We start from the raw sequence: 24,611 nt of genomic DNA, 5'->3' as shown, positions 1-24,611 counted from the left end.
ATAACGATGGCGATGAAAAAGTTGCTCATAGCGTCGCTGCTGTTTAGCAGCGCGACCGTATACGGTGCTGACGGGTTCGTAGTGAAAGATATTCATTTCGAAGGCCTTCAGCGTGTCGCCGTTGGTGCGGCCCTCCTCAGTATGCCTGTGCGCCCCGGCGATACGGTTAATGATGAAGATATCAGTAACACCATCCGTGCTCTGTTTGCCACTGGCAACTTTGAGGACGTCCGCGTCCTGCGCGATGGTGATACGCTGGTGGTTCAGGTAAAAGAACGTCCAACGATTGCCAGCATCACTTTCTCCGGCAACAAGTCGGTGAAAGATGACATGCTCAAGCAGAACCTTGAGGCATCGGGTGTTCGTGTGGGGGAATCTCTGGACCGCACAACCCTTGCAGACATTGAAAAAGGTCTGGAAGATTTCTATTACAGCGTCGGTAAATACAGCGCGAGCGTTAAAGCGGTTGTTACACCGCTGCCACGTAACCGTGTTGACCTGAAACTGGTCTTCCAGGAAGGTGTTTCTGCGAAGATCCAGCAGATCAACATCGTGGGTAACCACGCGTTCAGCACCGACGAATTGATCTCCAACTTCCAACTGCGTGACGAAGTGCCGTGGTGGAACGTGGTAGGCGATCGTAAATACCAGAAACAGAAACTGGCGGGTGACCTTGAAACCCTGCGCAGCTACTATCTGGATCGCGGTTACGCCCGTTTCAACATCGATTCAACTCAGGTGAGTCTGACTCCGGACAAGAAAGGTATCTACATTACCGTTAACATCACAGAAGGCGATAAATACACGCTTTCAGGTGTTGAAGTCAGCGGCAACCTGGCAGGACATTCTGCTGAAATTGAATCTCTGACCAAAATTCAGCCGGGCGATCTTTATAGCGGATCTAAAGTCACCAAAATGGAAGACAGCATTAAGAAGCTGCTCGGCCGTTATGGTTATGCGTATCCGCGTGTGCAAACGCAGCCGGAAATTAACGACGCGGATAAGACTGTTAAGCTTCACGTTAACGTTGATGCGGGCAACCGTTTCTACGTGCGTAAAATCCGCTTCGAAGGTAACGATACCTCTAAAGACTCCGTTCTGCGCCGTGAAATGCGCCAGATGGAAGGGGCATGGCTGGGAAGCGATCTGGTCGACCAGGGTAAAGAGCGTCTGAACCGTCTGGGCTACTTCGAAACGGTCGATACCGATACTCAGCGTGTACCAGGTCGTCCGGATCAGGTGGATGTTGTTTATAAAGTTAAAGAACGTAATACCGGTAGTTTCAACTTCGGTATTGGTTACGGTACTGAAAGTGGCGTGAGCTTCCAGGTCGGCGTTCAGCAGGATAACTGGCTGGGTACGGGTTACTCTGTCGGTATCAACGGGACGAAAAACGACTACCAGACCTACTCTGAGTTCTCCGTTACCAACCCATACTTCACCGTGGACGGTGTAAGCCTGGGTGGTCGTATCTTCTATAACGACTTTAAAGCGGACGACGCGGACCTCTCCTCGTATACCAACAAGAGTTACGGTCTGGATGGTACGCTCGGCTTCCCGGTTAACGAATACAACACCCTGCGTGCAGGTTTAGGGTACGTGCATAACGACCTGTCTAACATGCAACCGCAGGTGGCGATGTGGCGTTACCTGGACTCCATCGGTCAGTCTGCAAGTACGTCCAGCGATGACAACGGTTTCGCCGCGGATGACTTCACCTTCAACTACGGTTGGACCTACAACCGTCTTGACCGTGGCTACTTCCCGACGGAAGGTTCACGCGTTAACCTGAACGGTAAGGTGACGATCCCGGGCTCGGATAACGAGTTCTACAAGGTCACGCTGGATACGGCGTCCTACTTCCCAATTGATGACGACCACAAGTGGGTCGTACTGGGTCGTACCCGCTGGGGCTATGGTGACGGTATCGGAAGCAAAGAGCTGCCGTTCTATGAGAACTTCTACGCCGGTGGTTCAAGCACCGTTCGTGGCTTCCAGTCCAATAACATTGGTCCGAAAGCGGTTTACTACGGCGGTAATGACGAAGATAACTGCGCAAGCCGCGATTCAAAACAAGTCTGTAGCTCTGATGATGCGGTAGGCGGTAACGCCATGGCCGTGGCGAGCCTCGAGTTCATCACGCCGACGCCGTTTATCAGTGATAAGTACGCGAACTCTGTCCGTACCTCCTTCTTTATGGATGCAGGTACGGTGTGGGATACCAACTGGGAGAATACCGCCCAGATGCGTGCAGCGGGCGTTCCGGACTACAGCGATCCGGGCAACATTCGCATGTCCGCAGGTATCGCATTACAATGGATGTCACCGCTGGGGCCGTTGGTCTTCTCCTACGCCCAGCCGTTCAAGAAATACGATGGAGACAAAGCGGAGCAGTTCCAGTTTAACATTGGTAAAACCTGGTAATAATCCGCTGCAATGGAATGCGTTGGCAGTGTAGCGCTGACAACCGGCGATCGGTAAAACGGTCGCCTTGCCACGCAAAGAACGGCACCCCTCGGGTGCCAATGGGATGGTAAGGAGTTAATTGTGAAAAAGTGGTTATTAGCTGCAGGTCTCGGTTTAGCGATGGCAACTTCTGCTCAGGCAGCGGACAAAATTGCAATCGTCAACATGGGTAATTTGTTCCAGCAGGTTGCACAGAAAACGGGCGTTTCTGCAACGCTGGAAAACGAATTCAAAGGCCGTGCGAGCGAACTGCAACGTATGGAAGGTGATCTTCAGTCCAAGATGCAGCGTTTACAGCGTGATGGTTCTACCATGAAAGCGAGCGAGCGCAGCAAACTGGAAAAAGACGTCATGTCTCAGCGCCAGACCTTCTCTCAGAAAGCGCAGGCTTTCGAGCAGGATCGTCAGCGTCGTTCTAACGAAGAGCGTGGCAAGCTGGTGACGCGTATTCAGTCTGCCGTTAAAGCAGTAGCAGCCGATCAGAGCATCGATCTGGTTGTTGATGCGAACGCCGTTGCATTCAACAGCAGCGATGTTAAAGACATCACCGCTGATGTTCTGAAACAGGTTAAATAAGTAATGCCTTCAATTCGACTGGCTGATTTAGCTCAGCAGTTGGATGCAGAATTACACGGTGATGGCGATATCGTCATCACCGCTGTTGCGTCCATGCAATCTGCTAAAGCAGGCACTATTACCTTCATGGTAAGCCCTAAGTACCGTGAACACCTGGCTCAGTGCCAGGCGTCTGCCGTTGTTCTGACGCAGGACGATCTTCCGTTTGCCACTAACGCTGCACTGGTAGTGAAAAATCCCTACCTGACCTATGCACGCATGGCCCAAATTCTTGATACCACGCCGCAGCCGGCGCAGAACATTGCAGCCAGCGCTGCGATTGATTCAACGGCTCAGCTGGGTAACAACGTGGCAGTCGGCGCAAACGCCGTTATCGAATCCGGCGTTGTGCTGGGTGATAACGTGGTGATTGGGCCAGGCTGCTTTGTTGGAAAAAATACGAAAATTGGCGCAGGGACTCGTCTGTGGGCCAATGTTTCTGTCTACCATGAGGTTGAGATTGGCGAGAATTGCCTCGTACAGTCCAGCACGGTGATTGGTTCTGACGGATTCGGTTACGCCAACGATCGGGGTAACTGGGTTAAGATCCCGCAGCTGGGTCGCGTGATTATCGGCGATCGCGTTGAGATCGGCGCTTGCACAACCATTGACCGTGGTGCACTTGACGACACCATTATTGGTAACGGTGTTATCATAGACAACCAGTGCCAGATTGCACATAACGTTGTGATTGGCGACAATACCGCAGTTGCGGGTGGTGTTATCATGGCAGGCAGCCTGAAAATAGGCCGTTACTGCATGATAGGCGGTGCCAGCGTGATCAATGGCCATATGGAAATATGCGACAAAGTCACGGTGACGGGGATGGGTATGGTGATGCGTCCCATCACTGAGCCCGGCGTTTATTCCTCCGGTATCCCGCTGCAACCGAACAAGGTATGGCGTAAAACAGCTGCACTGGTGATGAATATTGATGATATGAGCAAGCGACTCAAAGCGATTGAGCGCAAAATCGATCAACAAGACTAAGCGTTCATCCGTTTAACGCTAAATTTCCCGGCCTGTCGGCTTTGTTTATAAACCGGCAGGCCGTGTTATTATTGCTACTTAGTACATTTGACAGGAAGAGTATTTTGACTACTGACACTCATACTCTGCATATTGAAGAGATTTTAGAACTTCTGCCGCACCGCTACCCGTTTTTACTGGTAGACCGTGTGCTGGATTTTGAAGAAGGTCGTTTTCTGCGCGCAGTGAAAAATGTCTCCGTTAACGAGCCATTCTTCCAGGGGCACTTCCCTGGTAAACCTATCTTCCCGGGTGTGTTGATCCTGGAAGCGATGGCACAGGCTACCGGTATTCTGGCGTTTAAAAGCGTAGGTAAACTGGAGCCGGGTGAACTCTATTACTTCGCGGGTATCGATGAAGCGCGCTTCAAGCGTCCGGTCGTGCCTGGTGATCAAATGATCATGGAAGTCACTTTTGAAAAAACGCGTCGCGGCCTGACTCGCTTCAAAGGCGTAGCTATGGTTGACGGCAAAGTTGTTTGCGAAGCGACAATGATGTGTGCGCGTAGCCGGGAGGCCTGATACGTGATTGATAAATCCGCCTTTATTCATCCTACCGCCATTGTGGAAACGGGTGCCATCATTGGCGCAAACGTCCACATTGGCCCGTTTTGTATTGTTGGACCCCATGTCGAAATTGGTGAGGGTACAGTACTGAAATCTCACGTTGTCGTGAATGGTCATACCACCATTGGCTGCAACAATGAGATCTATCAGTTCGCCTCCATCGGCGAAGTTAACCAGGATCTTAAGTATGCTGGCGAACCGACCCGCGTGGAAATCGGCGATCGTAACCGCATTCGCGAAAGCGTCACCATTCATCGTGGTACAACGCAAGGCGGTGGATTGACGAAGGTGGGCAGCGACAACCTGTTTATGGTTAATGCGCATATTGCGCACGACTGTACCGTGGGTAGCCGCTGTATTCTCGCCAACAACGCAACGCTGGCGGGGCACGTATCGGTCGATGATTTCGCAATTATTGGCGGCATGACCGCAGTCCATCAGTTCTGCATCATCGGTGCACACGTGATGGTCGGCGGGTGCTCCGGTGTGGCGCAGGACGTCCCACCGTTTGTGATTGCGCAGGGCAACCATGCCACGCCGTTTGGCGTGAACATTGAAGGCCTTAAGCGTCGTGGCTTTAGCCGCGAAGCGATTACCGCGATCCGCAATGCGTACAAATTGCTGTACCGTAGCGGTAAAACGCTGGAAGAGGCGAAGCCGGAAATTGCCGAGCTGGCGAATAAGCACCCTGAAGTGAAAACGTTCATGGAATTCTTTGAACGTTCAACCCGTGGTCTGATTCGTTAATGGTCGACAGTCGTCCGCTTACTATCGCCCTGGTCGCCGGAGAAACCTCCGGCGATATTCTTGGTGCAGGTCTTATCCGCGCGCTTAAAGCCCGTGTACCCAATGCCCGCTTTGTGGGCGTGGCTGGGCCGCTGATGCAGGCCGAAGGCTGTGAAGCCTGGTATGAAATGGAAGAGCTGGCTGTGATGGGCATCGTCGAGGTGCTGGGCCGCCTGCGTCGCCTGCTGCATATTCGCGCCGATCTTACCCGCCGCTTTACCGACCTCAAGCCCGATGTCTTTGTCGGCATTGATGCACCTGATTTCAATATTACCCTTGAAGGGAACCTGAAAAAGCAGGGGATCAAAACTATCCATTACGTCAGCCCGTCCGTGTGGGCGTGGCGACAGAAACGCGTTTTCAAAATCGGACGGTCGACCAATCTGGTGCTGGCTTTTCTGCCTTTCGAAAAAGCGTTTTACGACAGGTTTAATGTCCCGTGCCGTTTTATCGGTCATACCATGGCGGATGCCATGCCGCTGGACCCTGATAAAAATGCGGCGCGTGACGAACTGGGCATCCCGCATGATGTGCACTGTCTGGCGCTGCTGCCAGGGAGCCGGGGTGCGGAAGTTGAAATGCTAAGTGCCGATTTCCTGAAAACGGCGCAAATTCTCCGCAAGACGTACCCAGACCTTGAAGTGGTCGTGCCGCTGGTGAATGCCAAACGCCGCGAGCAGTTTGAGCGTATCAAAGCCGAGGTTGCCCCGGATCTTCACGTCCGCCTGCTGGACGGGAAAGGGCGGCAAGCTATGTTTGCGAGCGATGCCGCACTGCTGGCTTCCGGCACGGCTGCGCTGGAGTGTATGCTGGCAAAATGCCCAATGGTGGTCGGTTATCGCATGAAACCGTTTACCTTCTGGCTGGCAAAACGTCTGGTAAAAACAGACTACGTATCCCTGCCAAACCTGCTTGCAGGTCGCGAGCTGGTGAAAGAACTCTTGCAGGATGAATGCCAGCCGCAGGCACTGGCTGATGCATTACTGCCGCTGCTGGCCAACGGTAAAACCAGCCACCAGATGCATGATACTTTCCGTGAACTGCATCAACTGATCCGCTGTAATGCTGATGAGCAGGCGGCCGATGCGGTGCTGGAGTTAGCACAATGATGGAATTTATTTATCCCCATACCCACCTCGTTGCCGGTGTGGATGAAGTCGGTCGTGGTCCGTTAGTGGGTGCCGTTGTGACCGCGGCGGTGATCCTCGATCCAGCCCGCCCGATCCCTGGCCTGAACGACTCGAAAAAACTGAGCGAAAAGCGCCGCCTGGCGCTGTTCGATGAAATTAAAGAGAAGGCGCTGGCCTGGAGTCTCGGGCGCGCAGAGCCGGATGAGATCGACGATCTGAACATTCTGCACGCCACCATGCTGGCGATGCAGCGTGCCGTTGCGGGCCTGAAGATTGTGCCTGAGTATGTGCTGATCGACGGTAACCGTTGCCCGACGCTGCCGATGCCATCAATGGCTGTTGTTAAAGGCGATAGCCGCGTCGCAGAAATCAGTGCGGCGTCAATCATTGCCAAAGTGACGCGCGATGCCGAAATGGCCGCGCTGGACCTCACTTATCCCGCGTATGGTTTCGCCCAGCACAAGGGATATCCAACGGCTTTCCATCTGGAAAAGCTGGCTGAACATGGCGCAACTGAACATCATCGGCGCAGCTTTGGCCCGGTGAAACGCGCGCTGGGACTGGTGTCCTGAATCAAGACGCAAGCAATTAAGTAACGCGGGATCTGAAGATGGCTGAACCACGTTTCGTACACCTGCGGGTGCATAGCGACTACTCCATGATCGATGGGCTGGCAAAGACCGGGCCGCTGGTAAAGAAGGCGGCCTCGCTTGGCATGCCTGCGCTGGCGATCACCGATTTTACCAACCTGTGTGGCCTGGTGAAGTTCTACGGAACGGCGCATGGCGCAGGATTAAAGCCCATCGTCGGCGCGGATTTCCACGTGCAGAGCGACCTGCTCGGCGATGAGATGACGCAAATTTCCGTGTTAGCCATGAATAACACGGGCTATCAGAACCTCACTCTGCTGATCTCAAAAGCCTACCAGCGCGGCTACGGCGCGCTGGGTCCATGGATTGACCGCGACTGGCTGGCGGAGCTGAACGAAGGTCTGCTGCTGATCTCCGGTGGTCGTATGGGGGATGTCGGCAAATGTCTGCTGCGCGGGAACAACGCGCTGGTGGATCAGTGCGTCTCGTTCTACGAAGAGCATTTCCCGGATCGCTATTACCTGGAGCTAATCCGTACCGGGCGTGCGGATGAAGAGAGCTATCTGCATGCGGCCGTCGCCCTGGCGGAAGCGCGTGGCCTGCCTGTAGTGGCCACCAACGATGTGCGCTTTCTTGAGCCGGGCGATTTTGACGCGCATGAAATTCGCGTCGCTATCCACGACGGCTTCACCCTCGACGATCCGAAACGTCCTCGCAACTACTCATCGCAGCAGTACATGCGCAGCGAAGAGGAAATGTGTGAGCTCTTCTCCGACATCCCGGAAGCGCTGGAAAATAGCGTAGAGATTGCCAAGCGCTGCAACGTCACCGTGCGTCTCGGCGAATATTTCCTGCCGCAGTTCCCGACGGGCGACATGACCACGGAAGATTTCCTGGTCATGAAATCGAAAGAGGGCCTTGAAGAGCGTCTGGAATTCCTCTTCCCGGATGAAGCGGTCCGTAAAGAGAAGCGTCCTGAATATGACGAGCGTCTGGATATTGAACTCCAGGTGATCAACCAGATGGGGTTCCCTGGCTACTTCCTGATCGTAATGGAGTTCATCCAGTGGTCGAAGGATAACGGCGTACCGGTTGGCCCGGGCCGTGGTTCAGGTGCCGGCTCGCTGGTGGCGTATGCGCTGAAAATCACCGACCTCGATCCGCTGGAATTCGACCTGCTGTTCGAACGTTTCCTTAACCCGGAACGTGTCTCCATGCCCGACTTCGACGTCGACTTCTGCATGGAAAAACGCGACCAGGTGATTGAGCACGTGGCCGATATGTACGGTCGTGATGCGGTTTCACAGATCATTACCTTCGGTACGATGGCGGCGAAAGCGGTTATCCGCGACGTGGGCCGCGTTCTGGGCCACCCCTACGGTTTTGTCGATCGAATCTCTAAGCTGGTGCCGCCCGATCCGGGCATGACTCTGGCGAAAGCCTTTGAAGCTGAACCTCAGCTGCCGGAAATCTACGAAGCCGACGAAGAGGTGAAAGCGCTGATCGACATGGCGCGCAAGCTGGAGGGCGTCACGCGTAACGCCGGTAAGCATGCGGGGGGCGTGGTTATTGCCCCGACCAAAATCACCGACTTCGCGCCGCTGTACTGCGATGAAGCGGGCCAGCATCCGGTCACCCAGTTCGACAAGAACGACGTTGAATACGCCGGGCTTGTGAAGTTCGACTTCCTTGGTTTGCGTACGCTGACCATCATCAACTGGGCGCTGGAGATGATCAACGCCCGCCGTGAGAAGAACGGCGAGCCGCCGCTGGATATTGCGGCTATCCCGCTTGATGACAAGAAAAGTTTCGACATGCTGCAACGCTCCGAGACGACAGCCGTCTTCCAGCTTGAATCCCGCGGCATGAAAGATTTGATTAAGCGTCTGCAACCAGACTGCTTCGAAGATATGATCGCGCTGGTGGCCCTGTTCCGTCCGGGCCCGTTGCAGTCGGGGATGGTAGATAACTTTATCGACCGTAAGCACGGGCGCGAAGAGATTTCCTATCCGGATGTGCAGTGGCAGCATGAAAGCCTGAAGCCGGTACTGGAGCCAACCTACGGCATCATCCTGTATCAGGAACAGGTCATGCAGATCGCCCAGGTGCTTTCTGGTTACACCCTTGGCGGCGCAGATATGTTGCGTCGTGCGATGGGTAAGAAAAAGCCGGAAGAGATGGCCAAGCAGCGTTCTATCTTTGAAGATGGGGCGAAGAAAAACGGCGTCGATGGCGAACTGGCGATGAAAATCTTCGACCTGGTGGAGAAATTCGCCGGGTACGGATTTAACAAATCCCACTCCGCCGCTTATGCTTTGGTGTCGTATCAAACGCTGTGGCTCAAGGCCCACTATCCCGCTGAGTTTATGGCGGCGGTAATGACCGCCGATATGGACAACACCGAAAAGGTGGTTGGCCTGGTGGACGAGTGCTGGCGCATGGGGCTGAAGATCCTGCCGCCGGATATTAACTCTGGCCTGTACCATTTCCACGTCAACGATGACGGGGAAATCGTCTATGGGATCGGCGCGATCAAGGGCGTGGGTGAGGGGCCGATCGAGGCGATCATCGAAGCGCGTAACAACGGCGGCTATTTCCGCGAGCTGTTCGACCTGTGCGCCCGCACCGATACCAAAAAACTGAACCGCCGCGTGCTGGAAAAACTGATCATGTCCGGTGCGTTTGACCGGCTGGGGCCACACCGCGCCGCGCTGATGAACTCGCTCGGCGATGCGCTGAAAGCGGCCGATCAGCATGCTAAAGCGGAAGCCATTGGCCAGGCGGATATGTTCGGCGTGCTGGCGGAAGAGCCAGAGCAGATCGAGCAGTCCTATTCCAACTGCCAGCCGTGGCCAGAACAGGTGGTGCTGGATGGGGAGCGTGAGACGTTAGGCCTGTACCTGACGGGACACCCGATCAACCAGTATCTGAAAGAAATTGAGCGCTATGTCGGCGGCCACAGGCTTAAAGACATGCATCCGACAGAACGTGGTAAAATCACCACGGCTGCGGGGCTCGTGATTGCTGCAAGGGTAATGGTCACCAAGCGCGGCAATCGTATCGGCATCTGTACCCTGGATGACCGTTCCGGGCGTCTGGAGGTGATGTTGTTCACCGACGCGCTGGATAAATACCAGCAATTGCTGGAAAAAGACCGCATACTTATCGTCAGCGGACAGGTCAGCTTTGATGACTTCAGCGGGGGGCTTAAAATGACCGCCCGCGAAGTGATGGACATTGACGAAGCCCGGGAAAAATATGCTCGCGGGCTTGCTATCTCGCTGACGGACAGGCAAATTGATGACCAGCTTTTAAACCGACTCCGTCAGTCTCTGGAACCCCACCGCTCGGGGACCATTCCAGTACATCTCTACTATCAGAGGGCGGATGCACGTGCGCGGTTGCGCTTTGGTGCAACGTGGCGTGTCTCTCCGAGCGATCGTTTACTGAACGATCTCCGTGGCCTCATTGGTTCGGAGCAGGTGGAACTGGAGTTTGACTAATACAGGAATACTATGAGTCTGAATTTCCTTGATTTCGAACAGCCGATTGCAGAGCTGGAAGCGAAAATCGATTCTCTGACAGCCGTAAGCCGTCAGGATGAAAAACTGGATATTAACATCGACGAAGAAGTGCATCGTCTGCGTGAAAAAAGCGTAGAACTGACGCGCAAAATCTTTGCCGATCTCGGCGCATGGCAGATCGCCCAGCTGGCGCGTCATCCACAGCGTCCGTACACCCTGGATTATGTCCGCCTGGCGTTTGACGAATTTGACGAACTGGCAGGCGACCGCGCATACGCTGACGATAAAGCTATCGTCGGCGGTATCGCGCGTCTGGATGGACGTCCGGTGATGATCATTGGTCACCAGAAAGGCCGTGAAACCAAAGAGAAGATCCGGCGTAACTTCGGTATGCCAGCACCAGAAGGCTACCGTAAGGCCCTGCGTCTGATGGAGATGGCTGAGCGTTTCAATATGCCAATCATCACCTTCATCGACACACCGGGTGCTTACCCGGGTGTTGGCGCAGAAGAGCGCGGTCAGTCTGAAGCCATCGCACGCAACCTGCGTGAGATGTCTCGCCTGAAAGTGCCGGTCATCTGTACCGTTATCGGTGAAGGTGGTTCCGGCGGTGCGCTGGCAATTGGCGTGGGCGATAAAGTGAATATGCTGCAGTACAGCACCTATTCCGTTATCTCTCCGGAAGGCTGTGCCTCCATTCTGTGGAAAAGTGCCGATAAAGCGCCGCTGGCTGCGGAAGCGATGGGCATCATTGCCCCACGTCTGAAAGAGCTGAAGCTGATCGACACCGTTATCCCTGAACCGCTGGGTGGCGCGCACCGTAAGCCGGAAGTGATGGCTGCTTCCCTGAAAGCGCAGCTGCTGGCAGATCTGGCGGATCTGGACGTGCTGAGCACAGAAGATCTGCTCAACCGTCGTTATCAGCGTCTGATGACCTACGGTTACGCGTAAGCCTCACAATTATCCTAAAAGCCGCACATTGTTGCGGCTTTTTTTATACCTGCCGTTTACCTTAACTATGCTTATCTGATGTTTTTCAAGGAGGTAAACCATGAACATCATTGCCATCATGGGGCCACACGGCGTCTTTTATAAAGACGAACCCATCAAGGAGCTGGAGCAAGCCCTTAAAGCACGCGGATATCAGCTAATCTGGCCGCAAAACAGCGCCGACCTGCTGAAATTCATCGAACACAATCCGCGCATCTGTGGCGTGATATTCGACTGGGACGAATACGACATGGAGTTGTGCAGCGAGATCAATAAGCTCAACGAATATCTTCCGCTGTACGCCTTTATCAACACTCACTCGACCATGGACGTCAGCGCCCATGATATGCGTATGGCGCTGTGGTTCTTCGAATACGCGCTCGGCGTGGCTGAGGACATTGCGACCCGCATTCAGCAGTACACCGGTGAATATCTGGATAACATCACCCCGCCGTTTACGCGTGCGCTGTTCACCTATGTGAATGAAGGGAAGTACACCTTCTGTACGCCAGGCCACATGGCGGGAACGGCCTATCAAAAAAGCCCGGTAGGGTGCCTGTTCTACGATTTCTTTGGCGGCAATACGCTGAAGGCGGACGTGTCGATTTCAGTGACCGAGCTGGGCTCGCTGCTGGATCATACCGGCCCGCATCTGGAAGCCGAAGAGTACATCGCCCGGACCTTTGGTGCCGAGCAGAGCTACATGGTGACCAACGGAACCTCGACGTCGAACAAGATCGTCGGGATGTATGCCGCGCCTGCCGGTAGCACGTTGCTGATTGACCGAAACTGCCATAAATCACTGGCGCATTTGCTGATGATGAGTGACGTCGTGCCGCTCTGGCTGTCTCCCACGCGTAATGCGCTGGGGATCCTCGGCGGCATTCCTCGCCGTGAGTTCGCGCATGAAGCCATTGAAAATAAGATCGCGGCGATCCCCGAGGCAAGCTGGCCTGTGCATGCGGTGATCACCAACTCCACCTATGACGGGCTGCTTTACAACACGAACTGGATCAAGCAGACGCTGGACGTGCCGTCGATTCACTTTGACTCCGCGTGGGTGCCTTACACCAATTTCCACCCGATTTACTCGGGTAAAAGTGGGATGAGCGGCGAGCGGGTGCCGGGTAAGGTGTTCTTCGAGACGCAGTCGACGCACAAAATGCTGGCCGCGTTTTCCCAGGCGTCTCTCATTCACATCAAGGGTGAGTACGACGAGGACACCTTCAACGAAGCTTTCATGATGCACACGACCACGTCGCCCAGCTACCCGCTGGTGGCGTCCATCGAAACGGCGGCGGCGATGCTGCGCGGCAATCCCGGGAAACGCCTTATTAATCGTTCGGTGGAGCGGGCGCTGCATTTCCGAAAAGAGGTTCAGCGACTTAAAGATGAAGCGGACGGCTGGTTCTTTGATATCTGGCAGCCGGAAGAGATTGATGAAGCAGAATGCTGGCCCGTCGCGCCGGGGGAGAGCTGGCACGGTTTTCGGGATGCTGATGCAGACCACATGTTCCTCGATCCGGTTAAGGTGACGATCCTGACGCCGGGTATGGATGAGCAGGGTGTGATGGGTGAGGAAGGGATCCCGGCTGCGCTGGTGGCGAAGTTCCTTGATGAACGCGGCGTGGTGGTGGAGAAAACCGGCCCCTATAATTTGCTGTTCCTGTTCAGTATCGGGATCGATAAAACCCGCGCGATGGGGCTGCTGCGCGGACTGATGGAGTTTAAGCGCGCATACGATCTTAACCTGCGGGTGAAGAATATGCTGCCGGATCTCTACGCGGAAGATCCTGACTTCTACCGCAATATGCGTATTCAGGATCTGGCCCAGGGGATCCACAGGCTGATCCGCCAGCACGATCTGCCGCGCCTGATGCTGCAGGCATTTGATGTTCTGCCTGAAATGAAGCTGACGCCGCACAGGGCGTGGCAGCGCCAGGTGAAAGGGGAGGTTGAAACCATTGAGCTGGAGAACCTGGTCGGGCGGGTATCAGCCAACATGATCCTGCCTTATCCGCCGGGCGTACCGCTGCTGATGCCGGGCGAGATGATCACCGAGGAGAGCCGGGCGGTGCTCGATTTCCTGCTGATGCTCTGTTCGATAGGGCGCCACTATCCGGGCTTTGAGACGGATATTCACGGTGCGAAACGCGATGATAACGGCGTGTACTGGGTGAGAGTCCTAAAATAAAAGGGGCCGCTTGCCAGGGGCGGGTTGTCGGTTGTAACGTTCAGGGCACCATAAAAAGGAGAAACTATGCTGGGTTTAAAAGCTGTTCATCATATTGCGATCATTGCCACCGATTACGCGAAAAGTAAGGCCTTTTACTGCGACATTCTCGGCTTTACGCTGTTGAGCGAGGCCTACCGCGAGGAGCGCGATTCCTGGAAAGGCGATCTGGCGTTAAACGGACAATATGTGATTGAACTGTTCTCTTTTCCTTTCCCGCCAGCGCGTCCTTCGCGCCCGGAAGCCTGCGGCCTGCGCCACCTGGCCTTCAGCGTCGATAACCTGGACAGCGCGGTAAAGCATCTGGAAGCCCACGGCGTGGCCTGTGAAGCAATTCGCATCGATCCCTTCACCGATAAACGTTTCACTTTTTTCAACGATCCGGACGGTCTGCCGCTGGAGCTTTATCAGCAGTAATCGCCGTCATGTGTGATAATGCCCGTTCAGTTCGGGCATTTTTTATGTGTAATTTCCTATGACCTTACCCGCTATCGCGCACGCCGTTTCACCCTACCGCCAGCTGCTGGTGGGGTTCAGCGGTGGCCTGGATTCCACCGTTTTGCTGCACCGTCTTAAGCTCTGGCGCGACCGTGAGCCTGACGTCCAGCTGCGGGCGATGCATATCCATCACGGCTTAAGCCCCCATGCCGACGACTGGGTGGCGCACTGCGAAGCGGTGTGCTCAGGGTGGGCGATCCCGCTAATCGTTGAACGCGTCACGCTTGAGGATGAAGGGCTGGGTATTGAGGCGCAGGCGCGCAAAGCCCGCTACGCCGCGTTTTCCGGCGCGTTACAGCCTGGAGAAGCGTTGGTCACCGCGCAGCATCTGGACGACCAGTGCGAGACGTTTTTACTGGCGCTCAAGCGGGGCAGCGGGCCTGCGGGTTTATCCGCCATGCCTGAGCGTGCTGGTTTTGCTGAAACAGAGCTCATCCGCCCGCTACTGGGTGAGACGCGCGCATCACTGGAAGCCTGGGCGCAGCAACATCATCTGCGCTGGATTGAAGACGAAAGCAATCAGGACGACAGTTACGACCGTAACTTCCTGCGCCTGCGCGTCTTACCGCTGCTGAGTGAGCGCTGGGCCCATTTTTCCGAAGCGGTGGCCAGAAGTGCCATGCTTTGTGCTGAACAGGAAAGCTTGCTGGATGAGTTGCTGAGCGGGGAGCTGAATACGCTGACTACCGCTGACGGTGCCCTTAACATTGCGCCGTTGAAAGTGATGAGCCCCGTGCGCCGGGCTGCTCTGATTCGTCGCTGGCTGGCTTCCCACCGTGCGGTTATGCCGTCCCGGGCGATGCTCAACCGTATCTGGGAAGAAGTTGCACAGGCGCGGGAAGATGCCGCACCGTGTATACGCCTGAATGGTTATGACGTCAGGCGCTATAAAGAGCAACTCTGGTGGGTGAAATCTGTGCCGTCGCTGGCTGACGTTGTGCTTGACTGGCCGTCGCCGGAAAAAGCATTAACGCTACCGTTGAATGCCGGTGTCGTTGCGTTAAGCCATTCGGGCAATGTGCGTCTACCTGAGCCGGACGAGAACGTCACCATACGCTTCAGGGCCAGCGGCATGCTGCATATCGTTGGGCGTAACGGCGGGCGTAAACTGAAGAAAATCTGGCAGGAACAGAACGTTCCGCCCTGGCGACGTGATACCACGCCGCTTCTGTTTTACGGCGACACGCTCATCGCGGCGGCAGGTGTGTTTATTACCCAGGAAGGGTGGGCTGAAGCGGGTGTCAATTTTGAATGGAAAGCGTAACGGGCAGCCTGGCTGCCCGTTGGTTATCAGGATTCGCTCACCACGACGGTGCCGATTTCCGGATGGCTGAAACTGGCAATTTTGTCGAGGCGTAGCTCACGCGTTGCACCTGCATCTTCCACAACCAGGTATTCCACATTTTTACGGGAAACCAGATCGCTGGCCTTTGCCTTTAGCACTTCGCCATCTTTTAGCTCCAGCGTCAGTATTAAATGATGCTGGCAGGCGAGTTCGAGGTTGTCATAGTCATCACAATTGATGGGTTGATAGATATCATTCATCGACATAATCGCTCACCAGTAAATTCGCCGCAGCATACGCTGCTTTTTCCCTGACCGATTCAGAAAGGCTCTCATCAGAGGCCACTTCATTCAGCACGTTCAATACACAGCCCAACGCATCCGGGATGTACCCCAGATCTCCGCTGGCAATTTCCGCATACCGTCTGCGAATCAACTCACAATAATTATTCACATCACCTCCTGCCAGCGTACTGACTTACTGTGAGATATCATTAAGCCTACGAAGTTAAACTCGGTTTAGCAAGGTGACTATACCATACTCATTTAAGCAATATCAGCGCCTTGATAACGGGGTGCCACCACCTCGTAACAGCCTTTTGCTGCGGTTTTCGCTACAATGTACGCCTGATTCGAAAGGAGTTCTCTCATGGCGCTGAAAGCGACAATTTATAAAGCTGTGGTTAATGTGGCGGATCTTGACCGTAACCAGTTTCTGGATGCGTCATTGACGCTGGCGCGTCACCCTTCTGAAACCCAGGAGCGCATGATGCTGCGCCTGCTGGCGTGGATTAAGTATGCCGACGAGCGTCTGCAATTTACCCGTGGTTTAAGCGCGGAAGATGAACCGGAAGCCTGGCTGCGCAACGATCATCTGGGTATCGATTTATGGATTGAGCTTGGCCTGCCGGATGAACGCCGGATCAAAAAGGCGTGCACCCAGTCAGCTGAAGTGGCGTTGTTTGCCTATAACCATCGCGCGGCGGAGATCTGGTGGCAGCAAAACAAAAATAAATGTGCGCAGTTCAAAAATCTTACCGTCTGGTATCTGGATGATGAACAACTGGCACAGCTGAGCGCGTTCGCCAGCCGGACAATGGCGCTTCAGGCAACGATTCAGGACGGCGCCATCTGGCTTTCCGATTCTCAGAATAATCTGGAAATTCATCTCACGGCCTGGCAGCCCGTATCATGATTGAGTTGTCCCGAAACGTCAGCATCCCTGATCACGAGCTGGAGATCACCGCCATCCGTGCTCAGGGCGCAGGGGGGCAGCACGTTAACAAGGCCTCAACGGCTATCCATTTGCGCTTTGACATCCGGGCCTCCAGCCTGCCAGAGTATTATAAAGAAAGCCTGCTCGCCGCCAGCCATCATCTGATCACCAGTGAAGGTGTGATTGTGATTAAAGCGCAGGAATATCGCAGCCAGGAAATGAACCGGGAAGCGGCACTTTCCAGACTGGCGGCGGTCATAAAAGAGCTGACGGCTGTACAAAAAAGTCGCCGGGCAACACGTCCAACGCGGGCATCGAAAGAACGTCGGTTGTCATCGAAGGCGCAGAAATCCACCGTAAAGTCACTGCGTGGCAAAGTCCGTCATCCGTAATGTGACGAAAGGGACACACTTTTTCATAAGGAATGTATTGTGAAAAAAGCATTATTATCAGCGCTGGCCGTGACAAGCCTGTTCGCGCTTTTTGGCTGTAACAACCGTTCAGAAATACAGGTACTACAGCCAACGCAAAACGAAGAATTGAAGCCGATGCAGCAGAGCTGGCGCGGCGTATTGCCATGTGCAGATTGTGAAGGCATCGAAACCTCTCTGTTCCTGCAAAAAGATGGCACCTGGGTGATGAACCAGCGCTATCAGGGGGCGAAAGAGCCGTCTTCTTTTGCAACATACGGAACATGGGCGCGTACGGCTGAAAAGCTGGTATTGACTGATACCACGGGCGATAAAACGTATTTCCGCGCCAAAGGCGAGGGGATGGAGATGCTCGATCGCGAAGGCAATCCGATTGAATCCCAGTTCAACTACACGCTGGCCCCGGTAAAAGCGACCCTGCCTGCAACCCCAATGGCGATGCGAGGGATGTATTTCTACATGGCGGATGCGGCAATCTTCACTGACTGTGCAACCGGGAAGAAAGTCAGCGTGGCGAACAATGCCCAGCTGGAGCGTGACTATGCCGTCGCGCGCGGTAACGACAGCAAACCAGTGTTGCTGACGGTTGAAGGGCATTTTACGCTGGAGCCAAACCCCGATAGCGGTGAGCTGGTGAAAACGCTGGTGGCAGATAAAGACGCGAAGTTTGCTGCGGGTAAAGACTGCGAAAGCAAATAAGTTATAGCCATTAAAAAACCCCGCACTGGCGGGGTTTTTTTGTTTCTTAGCCTTTGATGGCTTTCACCAGGTAATCAAGAATGTCGCCCGTCTTGATCATCTGTTTTTCGCCGTTGCGACGGTACTTGTATTCAATCTCATCGCTGTCGAGGTTACGGTCGCCGATGACGATGGTGTGTGGAATACCGATCAGTTCCATATCAGCAAACATCACGCCAGGACGCTCTTTACGGTCATCCATCAGCACGTCGATACCTTTCGCGCTCAGCTCAGCGTAGAGTTTCTCTGCCAGCTCCTGCACGCGGTAAGACTTGTGCATGTTCATTGGCAGGATCGCCACCTGGAACGGCGCGATGTTATCCGGCCAGACGATTCCGCGTTCGTCATAGTTCTGCTCGATAGCGGCCGCAACAACGCGCGTTACCCCAATGCCGTAGCAGCCCATGGTCAGAACCTGGTTACGACCATCTTCGCCCTGAACGGCAGCGTTCATTGCGCGCGAGTACTTATCGCCCAGCTGGAAGATGTGGCCTACTTCGATACCGCGTTTGATCATCAGGGTACCCTTGCCGTCCGGGCTTGGATCGCCTGCGACCACGTTACGGATGTCAGCCACTTCCGGCGTCGCCACGTCACGATCCCAGTTGATGCCGAAGTAGTGTTTACCGTCGATGTTTGCGCCCGCAGCGAAGTCGCTCATTGCCGCAACGGTGCGGTCAATCACTACAGGAACAGGCATATTCACCGGGCCCAGAGAACCTGGACCTGCGTTCACCACGGCGCGGATTTCGGCTTCCGTCGCGAAGGTCAGCGGGCTGGCAACCTGCGGCAGCTTCTCGGCTTTCACTTCGTTCAGCTCGTGATCGCCACGGACCAGCAGGGCTACCAGTGGGTAGGCGCTGCCTTCAGCCGATTTCACCAGCAGGGTTTTGACCGTTTTTTCGATCGGCAGATTAAACTGTTCAACCAGCTCGGCGATGGTTTTCGCGTTTGGCGTATCAACCAGCGTCATCTCTTGCGTTGCCGCGCCGCGTGGTTCTTTTGGTGCCAGCGCTTCTGCGAACTCAATGTTGGCGGCGTAATCAGAGGAGTCAGAGAAAATTACATCGTCTTCGCCGCTCTGCGCCAGAACCTGGAATTCATGAGAGGCGCTACCGCCGATTGAACCGGTATCAGCCTGTACAGCACGGAAATCCAGCCCCATGCGGGAGAAGATTTTGCTGTAGGCCACGTACATTTTGTCGTAGGTCTCTTGCAGTGATTCCTGAGAAGTATGGAAAGAGTAGGCATCTTTCATCAGGAATTCGCGAGAGCGCATCACGCCAAAGCGTGGGCGCACTTCGTCACGGAACTTGGTCTGGATCTGGAAGAAGTTCAGCGGCAGCTGTTTGTAAGAGCTCAGCTCGTTACGGATCAGATCGGTGATCACTTCTTCATGCGTTGGGCCGAGGACGAATGGACGATCGCCACGATCGGCAATACGCAGCAGTTCAGGACCGTACTGCTCCCAGCGACCGCTCTCCTGCCACAGTTCAGAGGGCTGAACGACCGGCATTAACACCTCGATAGCACCGGCGTTGTTCATCTCTTCACGCACGATGTTTTCGACTTTTTTCAGGACGCGCACGCCGGTCGGCAGCCAGGTGTATAACCCGGAGGCCAGCTTGCGGATCATCCCGGCGCGCAGCATCAGCTGGTGGCTGATCACCTCGGCGTCGGCAGGTGTCTCCTTCAGAGTGGAGAGCAGATATTGGCTAGTACGCATGTTGTTACGGTTCCATTTCGACGATTGGAACAGGCTGAAACACCAGCCTGACACAAAAAAAGTGGTTTAGTTTACCAGTGTGGCAAAGATGCCAAAAGAGAGGAGAACAAAATTACCTGGGTTCCAGGGCAAACACTTCAAAACCTGCATCAGTTACGCGCCAGCGCACGTTAAAGTCCAGCAGCCAGACGGCGTACGTTTTTCCGGCGTCTTCCTCTTTGCGGTAGGCGGGACGAGGGTCCTGCGCCAGGACTTCGACGATAAAGTCACGCAGACGAGGATAGCGCTTTTCCAGCTGGCTGATTTGCGTCGTTATTTCAGATGTGAAGTAAACCGGCATCTCTGCCTGTGGGGCGTCCTGAGCATAGCTTGCACGGGCATCCGGCAGCGCTTCGGCGAAGGGCAGGTAAGGTTTAATATCGATGACCGGCGTGCCATCAACCAGGTCAAGGCTACCTAACTCCAGGATCACCCGATCTTTCTGACAGCGTATCCCTTTCAGTTCGACCAGCGACATCCCGACTGGATTCGGTCGGAACGTTGAGCGGGTGGCAAAAACTCCCATTCTGGCATTTCCGCCCAGACGAGGAGGACGCACGGTAGGACGCCAGCCGCCTTCCATGGTCTGGTGAAACACAAACACCACCCATAAATGGCTGAATGCCTCAAGCCCGCGCACTGCATCGGCCTGATTATACGGCGCGACAAGATGCAGCTCGCCGCCGCCGTTAAGGACCAGTCCCGGCTGACGCGGCACGGCGAACTTTTCTTTATAAGGGGAGCGGATAACGCCTATCGGCTCGAACTGAAATGAACTCATTTCGCCGTGATGTTAAGCGCAGAACCGATACATACCGCCTGACGGTAGCAGCCCGGCGTACCACTGGTGACCTCGCAACTGTGCAGCAGCACCGCGTTGGCTTTCATTTTCGACGCGTTGATTTGCATACGCTTGCGGGCTGTTGGGATATTTGGAGGGGAGTCCTGATTTGTTGCCTGGCAGGATTCGCCGCTCACTTCGCCCAGTTCACGGAATGGCTTACCGACCAGCTCGTCGGCTTTAGTAATAATACGTACCGGCGCAGCGCGAGGCGCTTTCGGTTTTGCTGGCTCCGCTTTTGGCGGGGTTGCAGTGCTTTGAACGGGTTCAACAGGAGATCTGCTTAGCATAGAACAGCCGCTCAGCATCAGTGCTAAAAGACAGATCGGTAAAGCACGCATAATAGTTCCTCAGTGGATAATCAAAACGTCAGATATTGAAGCAGTTGACCGCACAAATGACAAGACGGGCAAATGCCCGTCTTGATGATATTACACTGAGGTGAGATTACCAGCCTTTAACCGCGCCGCCGTTAAACACCTTATTGGCTTCCTGGTAAACTTCTTCAGACTGATATGCCTGCAGGAATTTCTTCACGTTTTCCGCGTCCTTGTTGTCTTCGCGAGTCACGATCAGGTTGACGTACGGGGAATCTTTGTCTTCAACAAAGATGCCATCTTTCGCAGGGGTCAAACCGATCTGGCTGGCGTAAGTGGTGTTGATAACGGCCAGCGCGATCTGTGCATCGTCCAGAGAACGTGGCAGCTGAGGGGCTTCCAGCTCAACAATTTTCAGATTTTTCGGGTTTTCGGTCACGTCCAGAACGGTCGGCAACAGGCCAACACCTTCTTTCAGTTTAATCAGGCCCACTTTCTGGAGCAGAAGCAGCGAACGGCCAAGGTTGGTTGGGTCGTTAGGGACGGCAACCTGTGAACCCGGCTGGAGTTCATCCAGAGATTTAATTTTCTTGGAATAACCGGCAATCGGGTAAACGAAGGTGTTACCGACAGCAACCAGCTTGTAGCCGCGATCTTTGATCTGTTGATCCAGGTACGGTTTATGCTGGAAGGCGTTAGCGTCAATGTCGCCTTTGCTCAGCGCTTCGTTCGGCAGAACGTAATCGTTGAAGGTCACCAGCTCAACGTCCAGGCCATATTTTTCTTTCGCGATTTTCTGCGCGGCCTCAGCAACCTGCTGCTCTGCACCGACGATAACGCCTACTTTGATGTGGTTCGGATCTTTTTCGTCCTGACCGCAACCCACCAGTGCCAGCGAACCAATCAGTGCGCCTACTGCTGCAAAGGTCTTAAATTTAAACGCCATGTTATATCCTTAACTCGTCGAGTTTGTGTTGTTTGTAACGTTATTTATGCGTAACAGCCCGGACGATACGATCGCCAGAGAATTGGATTAAGTAAACCAGCACAACCAGCAATACCAGAACGGTATTCATTACGGTAGCGTTATAGCCAATATAGCCGTACTGATATCCAATCTGTCCTAAACCGCCAGCACCCACGGCGCCGCCCATCGCGGAATAACCGACCAGGGTGATAAGCGTGATGGTTGCTGCATTCACCAGCCCAGGCAGCGCCTCAGGCAGCAGAACTTTGCGAACGATCTGCATTGGCGTCGCACCCATAGCGCGGGAAGCTTCAATCAGGCCTGTTGGGATTTCCAGCAGGGCGTTTTCCACCATACGGGCGATAAACGGTGCGGCGCCTACGGTTAGCGGGACAATAGCTGCCTGCAAACCAATCGACGTCCCGACAATAACGCGCGTAAACGGAATCATCCACACCAGCAGAATAATGAACGGAATAGACCGGAAAATGTTCACCAGCGCAGAGAGCGTGCGATACAGCTTCGCGTTTTCAATAATTTGACCCGGGCGCGTGACGTACAGCAGCACGCCGACCGGCAGCCCAATCACAAAACCAAAAAAGCCCGATACGAAGGTCATTGCCAGCGTTTCCCAAACGCCGCGAACCAGTAGCCACATCATCGGCTCAGACATAACCCAGCACCTCTACTTTTACGTGATGTTCTTGCAGCCAGGCAATTGCCGCCTGGGTTTCTTCCTGTGTGCCGTGCATTTCCGTCAGCATAATGCCGAACTTCACGCCACCGGCGTAGTCCATCTGCGCGCTAATAATGTTGTTATTCACGTTAAAGCGACGCGCGGTTTCGGACAGCAGCGGTGCGTCAACGGACTGGCCCGTGAACTCCATGCGCAGCATCGGGACGCTGTCAGACGTTGCGTCTGCTTTTAAACGTTCCAGATAATCTTCCGGAATATCCAGATGCAGTGTGGACTGAATGAACTGCTGAGCCAGAGGCGTTTTCGGGTGCGAGAAGACTTCGCTGACCGTGTCCTGCTCAATCAGCTCACCGTTGCTGATGACGGCGACGCAGTCACAGATACGCTTCACCACGTCCATTTCGTGCGTAATAAGGAGGATAGTCAGGCCCAGACGACGGTTAATGTCTTTCAGCAGTTCCAGGATAGAACGCGTGGTGGCTGGATCTAACGCGCTGGTGGCTTCATCACACAGCAGCACTTTTGGGTTGCTTGCCAGCGCGCGAGCGATTGCTACACGCTGCTTTTGCCCGCCTGAGAGGTTGGCCGGGTAGCTGTCATGCTTATCACCCAGCCCAACCAGATCCAGCAGTTCGGTGACGCGTCGGGTAACCTCTTCTTTTGGTGTGTTATCCAGCTCCAGCGGCAACGCCACGTTTCCAAAAACCGTGCGTGAGGCCAGCAGGTTAAAGTGCTGGAAAATCATGCCAATCTGGCGACGCGCTTTGGTGAGTTCTTTTTCTGAGAGAGCGGTAAGCTCCTGGCCGCCAACTTCTACGCTGCCCTGGGTCGGGCGCTCAAGCAGGTTAACACACCGGATCAGCGTACTTTTACCCGCACCCGATGCGCCAATGACGCCATAAATCTGACCAGCAGGCACATGCAGGCTGACGTTGTTCAGCGCCTGAATGGTTCGGTTCCCCTGCTGGAACACTTTGGTGATATTGGAAAGTTTAATCATTAGATTATTTTTATCGTATGTAAGTTAGCCGTGGCATTTTCTTCTGCCAGATACGGGGAATGACCGTAAACAAAATGGATGTTAAGGCATCCAGACGTCTAAATCAATCCACCTCTGTGCGATGAGCACTTTATTGCGCTGCGATTCATGAGATACTAGCTGAACAAGCCTTTTTCAGGAGCAAACCGGTGGCAAAATCTGTACCCGCAATTTTTCTCGATCGTGACGGCACAATTAATGTGGATCACGGTTACGTCCATGAGATTGATGAGTTCGAATTTATCGAGGGCGTAATAGATGCCATGCGCCAGCTGAAAGAGATGGGCTATGCGCTGGTGGTGGTAACTAATCAGTCCGGTATCGCCCGGGGTAAATTCTCCGAAGCGCAGTTCGAGACGCTGACGGAATGGATGGACTGGTCTCTGGCCGATCGTGGCGTCGATCTTGATGGCATCTATTATTGTCCGCATCATCCACAGGGAACAGTAGAAGCGTATCGTCAGACATGTGATTGCCGTAAGCCACACCCGGGCATGTTTATCTCTGCACAGGAATTCCTGCACATTGATATGGCCGCGTCTTTTATGGTGGGCGATAAACTGGAGGATATGCAGGCAGCGGCGGCGGTGGGTGTGGGAACCAAAGTATTAGTGCGGACCGGTAAACCAGTCACCCCAGAAGCAGAAAATGCAGCTGACTGGGTGATAACTAGTCTGGCAGATCTGCCAAAAGAGATTAAAAAGCACCAAAAATAGACGTTTTGGTGAAAAGGTGAGCGGTTGAAATAAAAATGCATTTTTCCGCTTGTCATTCCTCGGCGGCTCCCTATAATGCGCCTCCATCGACACGGCGGATGTGAATCACTTCACAGACAACCCGGTCGGTTGAAGAGAAAAAATCCTGAAATAACGGGTTGACTCTGAAAGAG

The 24,611-nt window shown here is 54.3% G+C and carries 24 protein-coding genes; 16 read left to right on the top strand and 8 right to left on the bottom strand.

The genetic code is table 11. The features are described from left to right. The first annotated feature begins 6 nt into the window (after nt 1–6). The 12 genes from bamA (at nt 7) to tilS (ending at nt 15,691) form a co-directional block, all read left to right on the top strand. Nucleotides 7–2,424: an outer membrane protein assembly factor BamA gene (gene bamA, locus ACOTZP_RS05000; RefSeq protein WP_022647109.1), complete on the top strand. Its 2,418-nt coding sequence runs from the start codon at nt 7–9 to the stop codon at nt 2,422–2,424. 123 nt (nt 2,425–2,547) lie between these two features. Continuing rightward, entirely contained in the window at nt 2,548–3,042 is a 495-nt protein-coding gene (gene skp, locus ACOTZP_RS04995) for a molecular chaperone Skp (protein ID WP_006810039.1), read from the top strand. Between the two features lie 3 nt (nt 3,043–3,045). Continuing rightward, nucleotides 3,046–4,071: a UDP-3-O-(3-hydroxymyristoyl)glucosamine N-acyltransferase gene (gene lpxD, locus ACOTZP_RS04990; protein WP_038415377.1), complete on the top strand. Its 1,026-nt coding sequence runs from the start codon at nt 3,046–3,048 to the stop codon at nt 4,069–4,071. Nucleotides 4,072–4,175: 104 nt separating this feature from the next. Further along, complete coding sequence (gene fabZ / locus ACOTZP_RS04985; RefSeq protein ID WP_003856165.1) at nt 4,176–4,631, top strand: 3-hydroxyacyl-ACP dehydratase FabZ; 456 nt, start codon at nt 4,176–4,178, stop codon at nt 4,629–4,631. Nucleotides 4,632–4,634: 3 nt separating this feature from the next. After that, complete coding sequence (lpxA, locus tag ACOTZP_RS04980; RefSeq protein ID WP_003856164.1) at nt 4,635–5,423, top strand: acyl-ACP--UDP-N-acetylglucosamine O-acyltransferase; 789 nt, start codon at nt 4,635–4,637, stop codon at nt 5,421–5,423. Then, nucleotides 5,423–6,571, top strand: a complete 1,149-nt coding sequence (gene lpxB / locus ACOTZP_RS04975) for a lipid-A-disaccharide synthase (protein WP_023305467.1) — start codon at nt 5,423–5,425, stop codon at nt 6,569–6,571. The genes lpxA and lpxB overlap by 1 nt, the downstream gene beginning before the upstream one ends. Further along, complete coding sequence (gene rnhB / locus ACOTZP_RS04970) at nt 6,568–7,164, top strand: ribonuclease HII (protein WP_023305468.1); 597 nt, start codon at nt 6,568–6,570, stop codon at nt 7,162–7,164. The genes lpxB and rnhB overlap by 4 nt, the downstream gene beginning before the upstream one ends. Before the next feature lie 38 nt (nt 7,165–7,202). Then, nucleotides 7,203–10,685, top strand: a complete 3,483-nt coding sequence (gene dnaE / locus ACOTZP_RS04965) for a DNA polymerase III subunit alpha (RefSeq protein WP_022647113.1) — start codon at nt 7,203–7,205, stop codon at nt 10,683–10,685. Between the two features lie 12 nt (nt 10,686–10,697). Next, nucleotides 10,698–11,657, top strand: coding sequence for an acetyl-CoA carboxylase carboxyl transferase subunit alpha (gene accA / locus ACOTZP_RS04960; RefSeq protein WP_003856154.1), 960 nt, complete (start codon nt 10,698–10,700; stop codon nt 11,655–11,657). A 100-nt stretch (nt 11,658–11,757) separates the two neighbouring features. After that, on the top strand, nt 11,758–13,890 hold the full coding sequence (locus tag ACOTZP_RS04955) for a lysine decarboxylase LdcC (RefSeq protein WP_022647114.1): 2,133 nt from the start codon (nt 11,758–11,760) through the stop codon (nt 13,888–13,890). 66 nt (nt 13,891–13,956) lie between these two features. After that, on the top strand, nt 13,957–14,346 hold the full coding sequence (locus ACOTZP_RS04950) for a VOC family protein (protein WP_022647115.1): 390 nt from the start codon (nt 13,957–13,959) through the stop codon (nt 14,344–14,346). Between the two features lie 58 nt (nt 14,347–14,404). After that, the gene (gene tilS, locus ACOTZP_RS04945) at nt 14,405–15,691 is read left to right on the top strand and encodes a tRNA lysidine(34) synthetase TilS (RefSeq protein WP_105323027.1); all 1,287 of its coding nucleotides are present in this window, start codon (nt 14,405–14,407) and stop codon (nt 15,689–15,691) included. Nucleotides 15,692–15,717: 26 nt separating this feature from the next. Here the strand turns inward: tilS and rof are convergent, their stop codons facing one another. Both rof and ACOTZP_RS04935 read right to left on the bottom strand, forming a co-directional pair. Beyond that, on the bottom strand, nt 15,718–15,978 hold the full coding sequence (gene rof, locus ACOTZP_RS04940; protein ID WP_023305471.1) for a Rho-binding antiterminator: 261 nt from the start codon (nt 15,976–15,978) through the stop codon (nt 15,718–15,720). Continuing rightward, the gene (locus ACOTZP_RS04935) at nt 15,965–16,165 is read right to left on the bottom strand and encodes a YaeP family protein (RefSeq protein ID WP_003856146.1); all 201 of its coding nucleotides are present in this window, start codon (nt 16,163–16,165) and stop codon (nt 15,965–15,967) included. The genes rof and ACOTZP_RS04935 overlap by 14 nt, the downstream gene beginning before the upstream one ends. 195 nt (nt 16,166–16,360) lie before the next feature. On the opposite strand from ACOTZP_RS04935, the gene ACOTZP_RS04930 reads away from it, so the two are divergent. Genes ACOTZP_RS04930 through nlpE form a run of 3 tightly spaced genes read left to right on the top strand, consistent with a single transcriptional unit; the run spans nt 16,361 to nt 18,057 of the window. Further along, nucleotides 16,361–16,906, top strand: a complete 546-nt coding sequence (locus tag ACOTZP_RS04930; protein ID WP_048965726.1) for a YaeQ family protein — start codon at nt 16,361–16,363, stop codon at nt 16,904–16,906. Beyond that, nucleotides 16,903–17,319, top strand: a complete 417-nt coding sequence (gene arfB, locus ACOTZP_RS04925) for an alternative ribosome rescue aminoacyl-tRNA hydrolase ArfB (RefSeq protein ID WP_022647119.1) — start codon at nt 16,903–16,905, stop codon at nt 17,317–17,319. The genes ACOTZP_RS04930 and arfB overlap by 4 nt, the downstream gene beginning before the upstream one ends. A 39-nt stretch (nt 17,320–17,358) precedes the next feature. After that, nucleotides 17,359–18,057: an envelope stress response activation lipoprotein NlpE gene (gene nlpE / locus ACOTZP_RS04920; protein WP_271074946.1), complete on the top strand. Its 699-nt coding sequence runs from the start codon at nt 17,359–17,361 to the stop codon at nt 18,055–18,057. Nucleotides 18,058–18,103: 46 nt separating this feature from the next. Here nlpE and proS read toward each other — a convergent pair whose 3' ends face one another. The 6 genes from proS to metN all read right to left on the bottom strand — a co-directional run bounded on the left by proS (nt 18,104) and on the right by metN (nt 23,683). Further along, nucleotides 18,104–19,822 (bottom strand): proline--tRNA ligase, encoded by a 1,719-nt coding sequence (proS, locus tag ACOTZP_RS04915; RefSeq protein WP_023299374.1) that lies wholly within the window; start codon nt 19,820–19,822, stop codon nt 18,104–18,106. A gap of 112 nt (nt 19,823–19,934) precedes the next feature. Continuing rightward, a complete protein-coding gene (gene tsaA / locus ACOTZP_RS04910) occupies nt 19,935–20,642 on the bottom strand; it encodes a tRNA (N6-threonylcarbamoyladenosine(37)-N6)-methyltransferase TrmO (RefSeq protein ID WP_023299375.1) in 708 nt (235 codons plus the stop codon). Continuing rightward, on the bottom strand, nt 20,639–21,043 hold the full coding sequence (rcsF, locus tag ACOTZP_RS04905) for an Rcs stress response system protein RcsF (RefSeq protein ID WP_003856133.1): 405 nt from the start codon (nt 21,041–21,043) through the stop codon (nt 20,639–20,641). Before rcsF ends, tsaA begins: the two co-directional genes overlap by 4 nt. Nucleotides 21,044–21,149: 106 nt before the next feature. Further along, a complete protein-coding gene (metQ, locus tag ACOTZP_RS04900; RefSeq protein WP_006810023.1) occupies nt 21,150–21,965 on the bottom strand; it encodes a methionine ABC transporter substrate-binding lipoprotein MetQ in 816 nt (271 codons plus the stop codon). Between the two features lie 40 nt (nt 21,966–22,005). Next, nucleotides 22,006–22,659, bottom strand: coding sequence for a methionine ABC transporter permease MetI (locus tag ACOTZP_RS04895; protein WP_003856130.1), 654 nt, complete (start codon nt 22,657–22,659; stop codon nt 22,006–22,008). Continuing rightward, nucleotides 22,652–23,683, bottom strand: coding sequence for a methionine ABC transporter ATP-binding protein MetN (metN, locus tag ACOTZP_RS04890; RefSeq protein WP_192970758.1), 1,032 nt, complete (start codon nt 23,681–23,683; stop codon nt 22,652–22,654). The genes ACOTZP_RS04895 and metN overlap by 8 nt, the downstream gene beginning before the upstream one ends. A 188-nt stretch (nt 23,684–23,871) precedes the next feature. On the opposite strand from metN, the gene gmhB reads away from it, so the two are divergent. Then, a complete protein-coding gene (gene gmhB / locus ACOTZP_RS04885) occupies nt 23,872–24,438 on the top strand; it encodes a D-glycero-beta-D-manno-heptose 1,7-bisphosphate 7-phosphatase (protein WP_271074945.1) in 567 nt (188 codons plus the stop codon). Nucleotides 24,439–24,611 lie beyond the last annotated feature (173 nt).

Source organism: Enterobacter cloacae complex sp. SYL001, assembly GCF_049237025.1.
GTDB lineage: Bacteria > Pseudomonadota > Gammaproteobacteria > Enterobacterales > Enterobacteriaceae > Enterobacter > Enterobacter intestinihominis.
The sequence above is the reverse complement of the archived record's forward strand: the minus strand, read 5'-3'. Positions and strand labels throughout refer to the sequence as shown.

What these genes read in the sequence shown, in the direction of transcription:
- rcsF (WP_003856133.1), bottom strand. Translation starts at nt 21,043, where the DNA reads ATGCGTGCTTTACCGATCTGTCTTTTAGCACTGATGCTGAGCGGCTGT.
- bamA (WP_022647109.1), top strand. Translation starts at nt 7, where the DNA reads ATGGCGATGAAAAAGTTGCTCATAGCGTCGCTGCTGTTTAGCAGCGCG.
- dnaE (WP_022647113.1), top strand. Translation starts at nt 7,203, where the DNA reads ATGGCTGAACCACGTTTCGTACACCTGCGGGTGCATAGCGACTACTCC.
- accA (WP_003856154.1), top strand. Translation starts at nt 10,698, where the DNA reads ATGAGTCTGAATTTCCTTGATTTCGAACAGCCGATTGCAGAGCTGGAA.
- lpxB (WP_023305467.1), top strand. Translation starts at nt 5,423, where the DNA reads ATGGTCGACAGTCGTCCGCTTACTATCGCCCTGGTCGCCGGAGAAACC.
- ACOTZP_RS04895 (WP_003856130.1), bottom strand. Translation starts at nt 22,659, where the DNA reads ATGTCTGAGCCGATGATGTGGCTACTGGTTCGCGGCGTTTGGGAAACG.
- metN (WP_192970758.1), bottom strand. Translation starts at nt 23,683, where the DNA reads ATGATTAAACTTTCCAATATCACCAAAGTGTTCCAGCAGGGGAACCGA.
- ACOTZP_RS04955 (WP_022647114.1), top strand. Translation starts at nt 11,758, where the DNA reads ATGAACATCATTGCCATCATGGGGCCACACGGCGTCTTTTATAAAGAC.
- ACOTZP_RS04950 (WP_022647115.1), top strand. Translation starts at nt 13,957, where the DNA reads ATGCTGGGTTTAAAAGCTGTTCATCATATTGCGATCATTGCCACCGAT.
- tsaA (WP_023299375.1), bottom strand. Translation starts at nt 20,642, where the DNA reads ATGAGTTCATTTCAGTTCGAGCCGATAGGCGTTATCCGCTCCCCTTAT.
- tilS (WP_105323027.1), top strand. Translation starts at nt 14,405, where the DNA reads ATGACCTTACCCGCTATCGCGCACGCCGTTTCACCCTACCGCCAGCTG.
- proS (WP_023299374.1), bottom strand. Translation starts at nt 19,822, where the DNA reads ATGCGTACTAGCCAATATCTGCTCTCCACTCTGAAGGAGACACCTGCC.
- arfB (WP_022647119.1), top strand. Translation starts at nt 16,903, where the DNA reads ATGATTGAGTTGTCCCGAAACGTCAGCATCCCTGATCACGAGCTGGAG.
- rof (WP_023305471.1), bottom strand. Translation starts at nt 15,978, where the DNA reads ATGTCGATGAATGATATCTATCAACCCATCAATTGTGATGACTATGAC.
- ACOTZP_RS04930 (WP_048965726.1), top strand. Translation starts at nt 16,361, where the DNA reads ATGGCGCTGAAAGCGACAATTTATAAAGCTGTGGTTAATGTGGCGGAT.
- metQ (WP_006810023.1), bottom strand. Translation starts at nt 21,965, where the DNA reads ATGGCGTTTAAATTTAAGACCTTTGCAGCAGTAGGCGCACTGATTGGT.
- rnhB (WP_023305468.1), top strand. Translation starts at nt 6,568, where the DNA reads ATGATGGAATTTATTTATCCCCATACCCACCTCGTTGCCGGTGTGGAT.
- lpxD (WP_038415377.1), top strand. Translation starts at nt 3,046, where the DNA reads ATGCCTTCAATTCGACTGGCTGATTTAGCTCAGCAGTTGGATGCAGAA.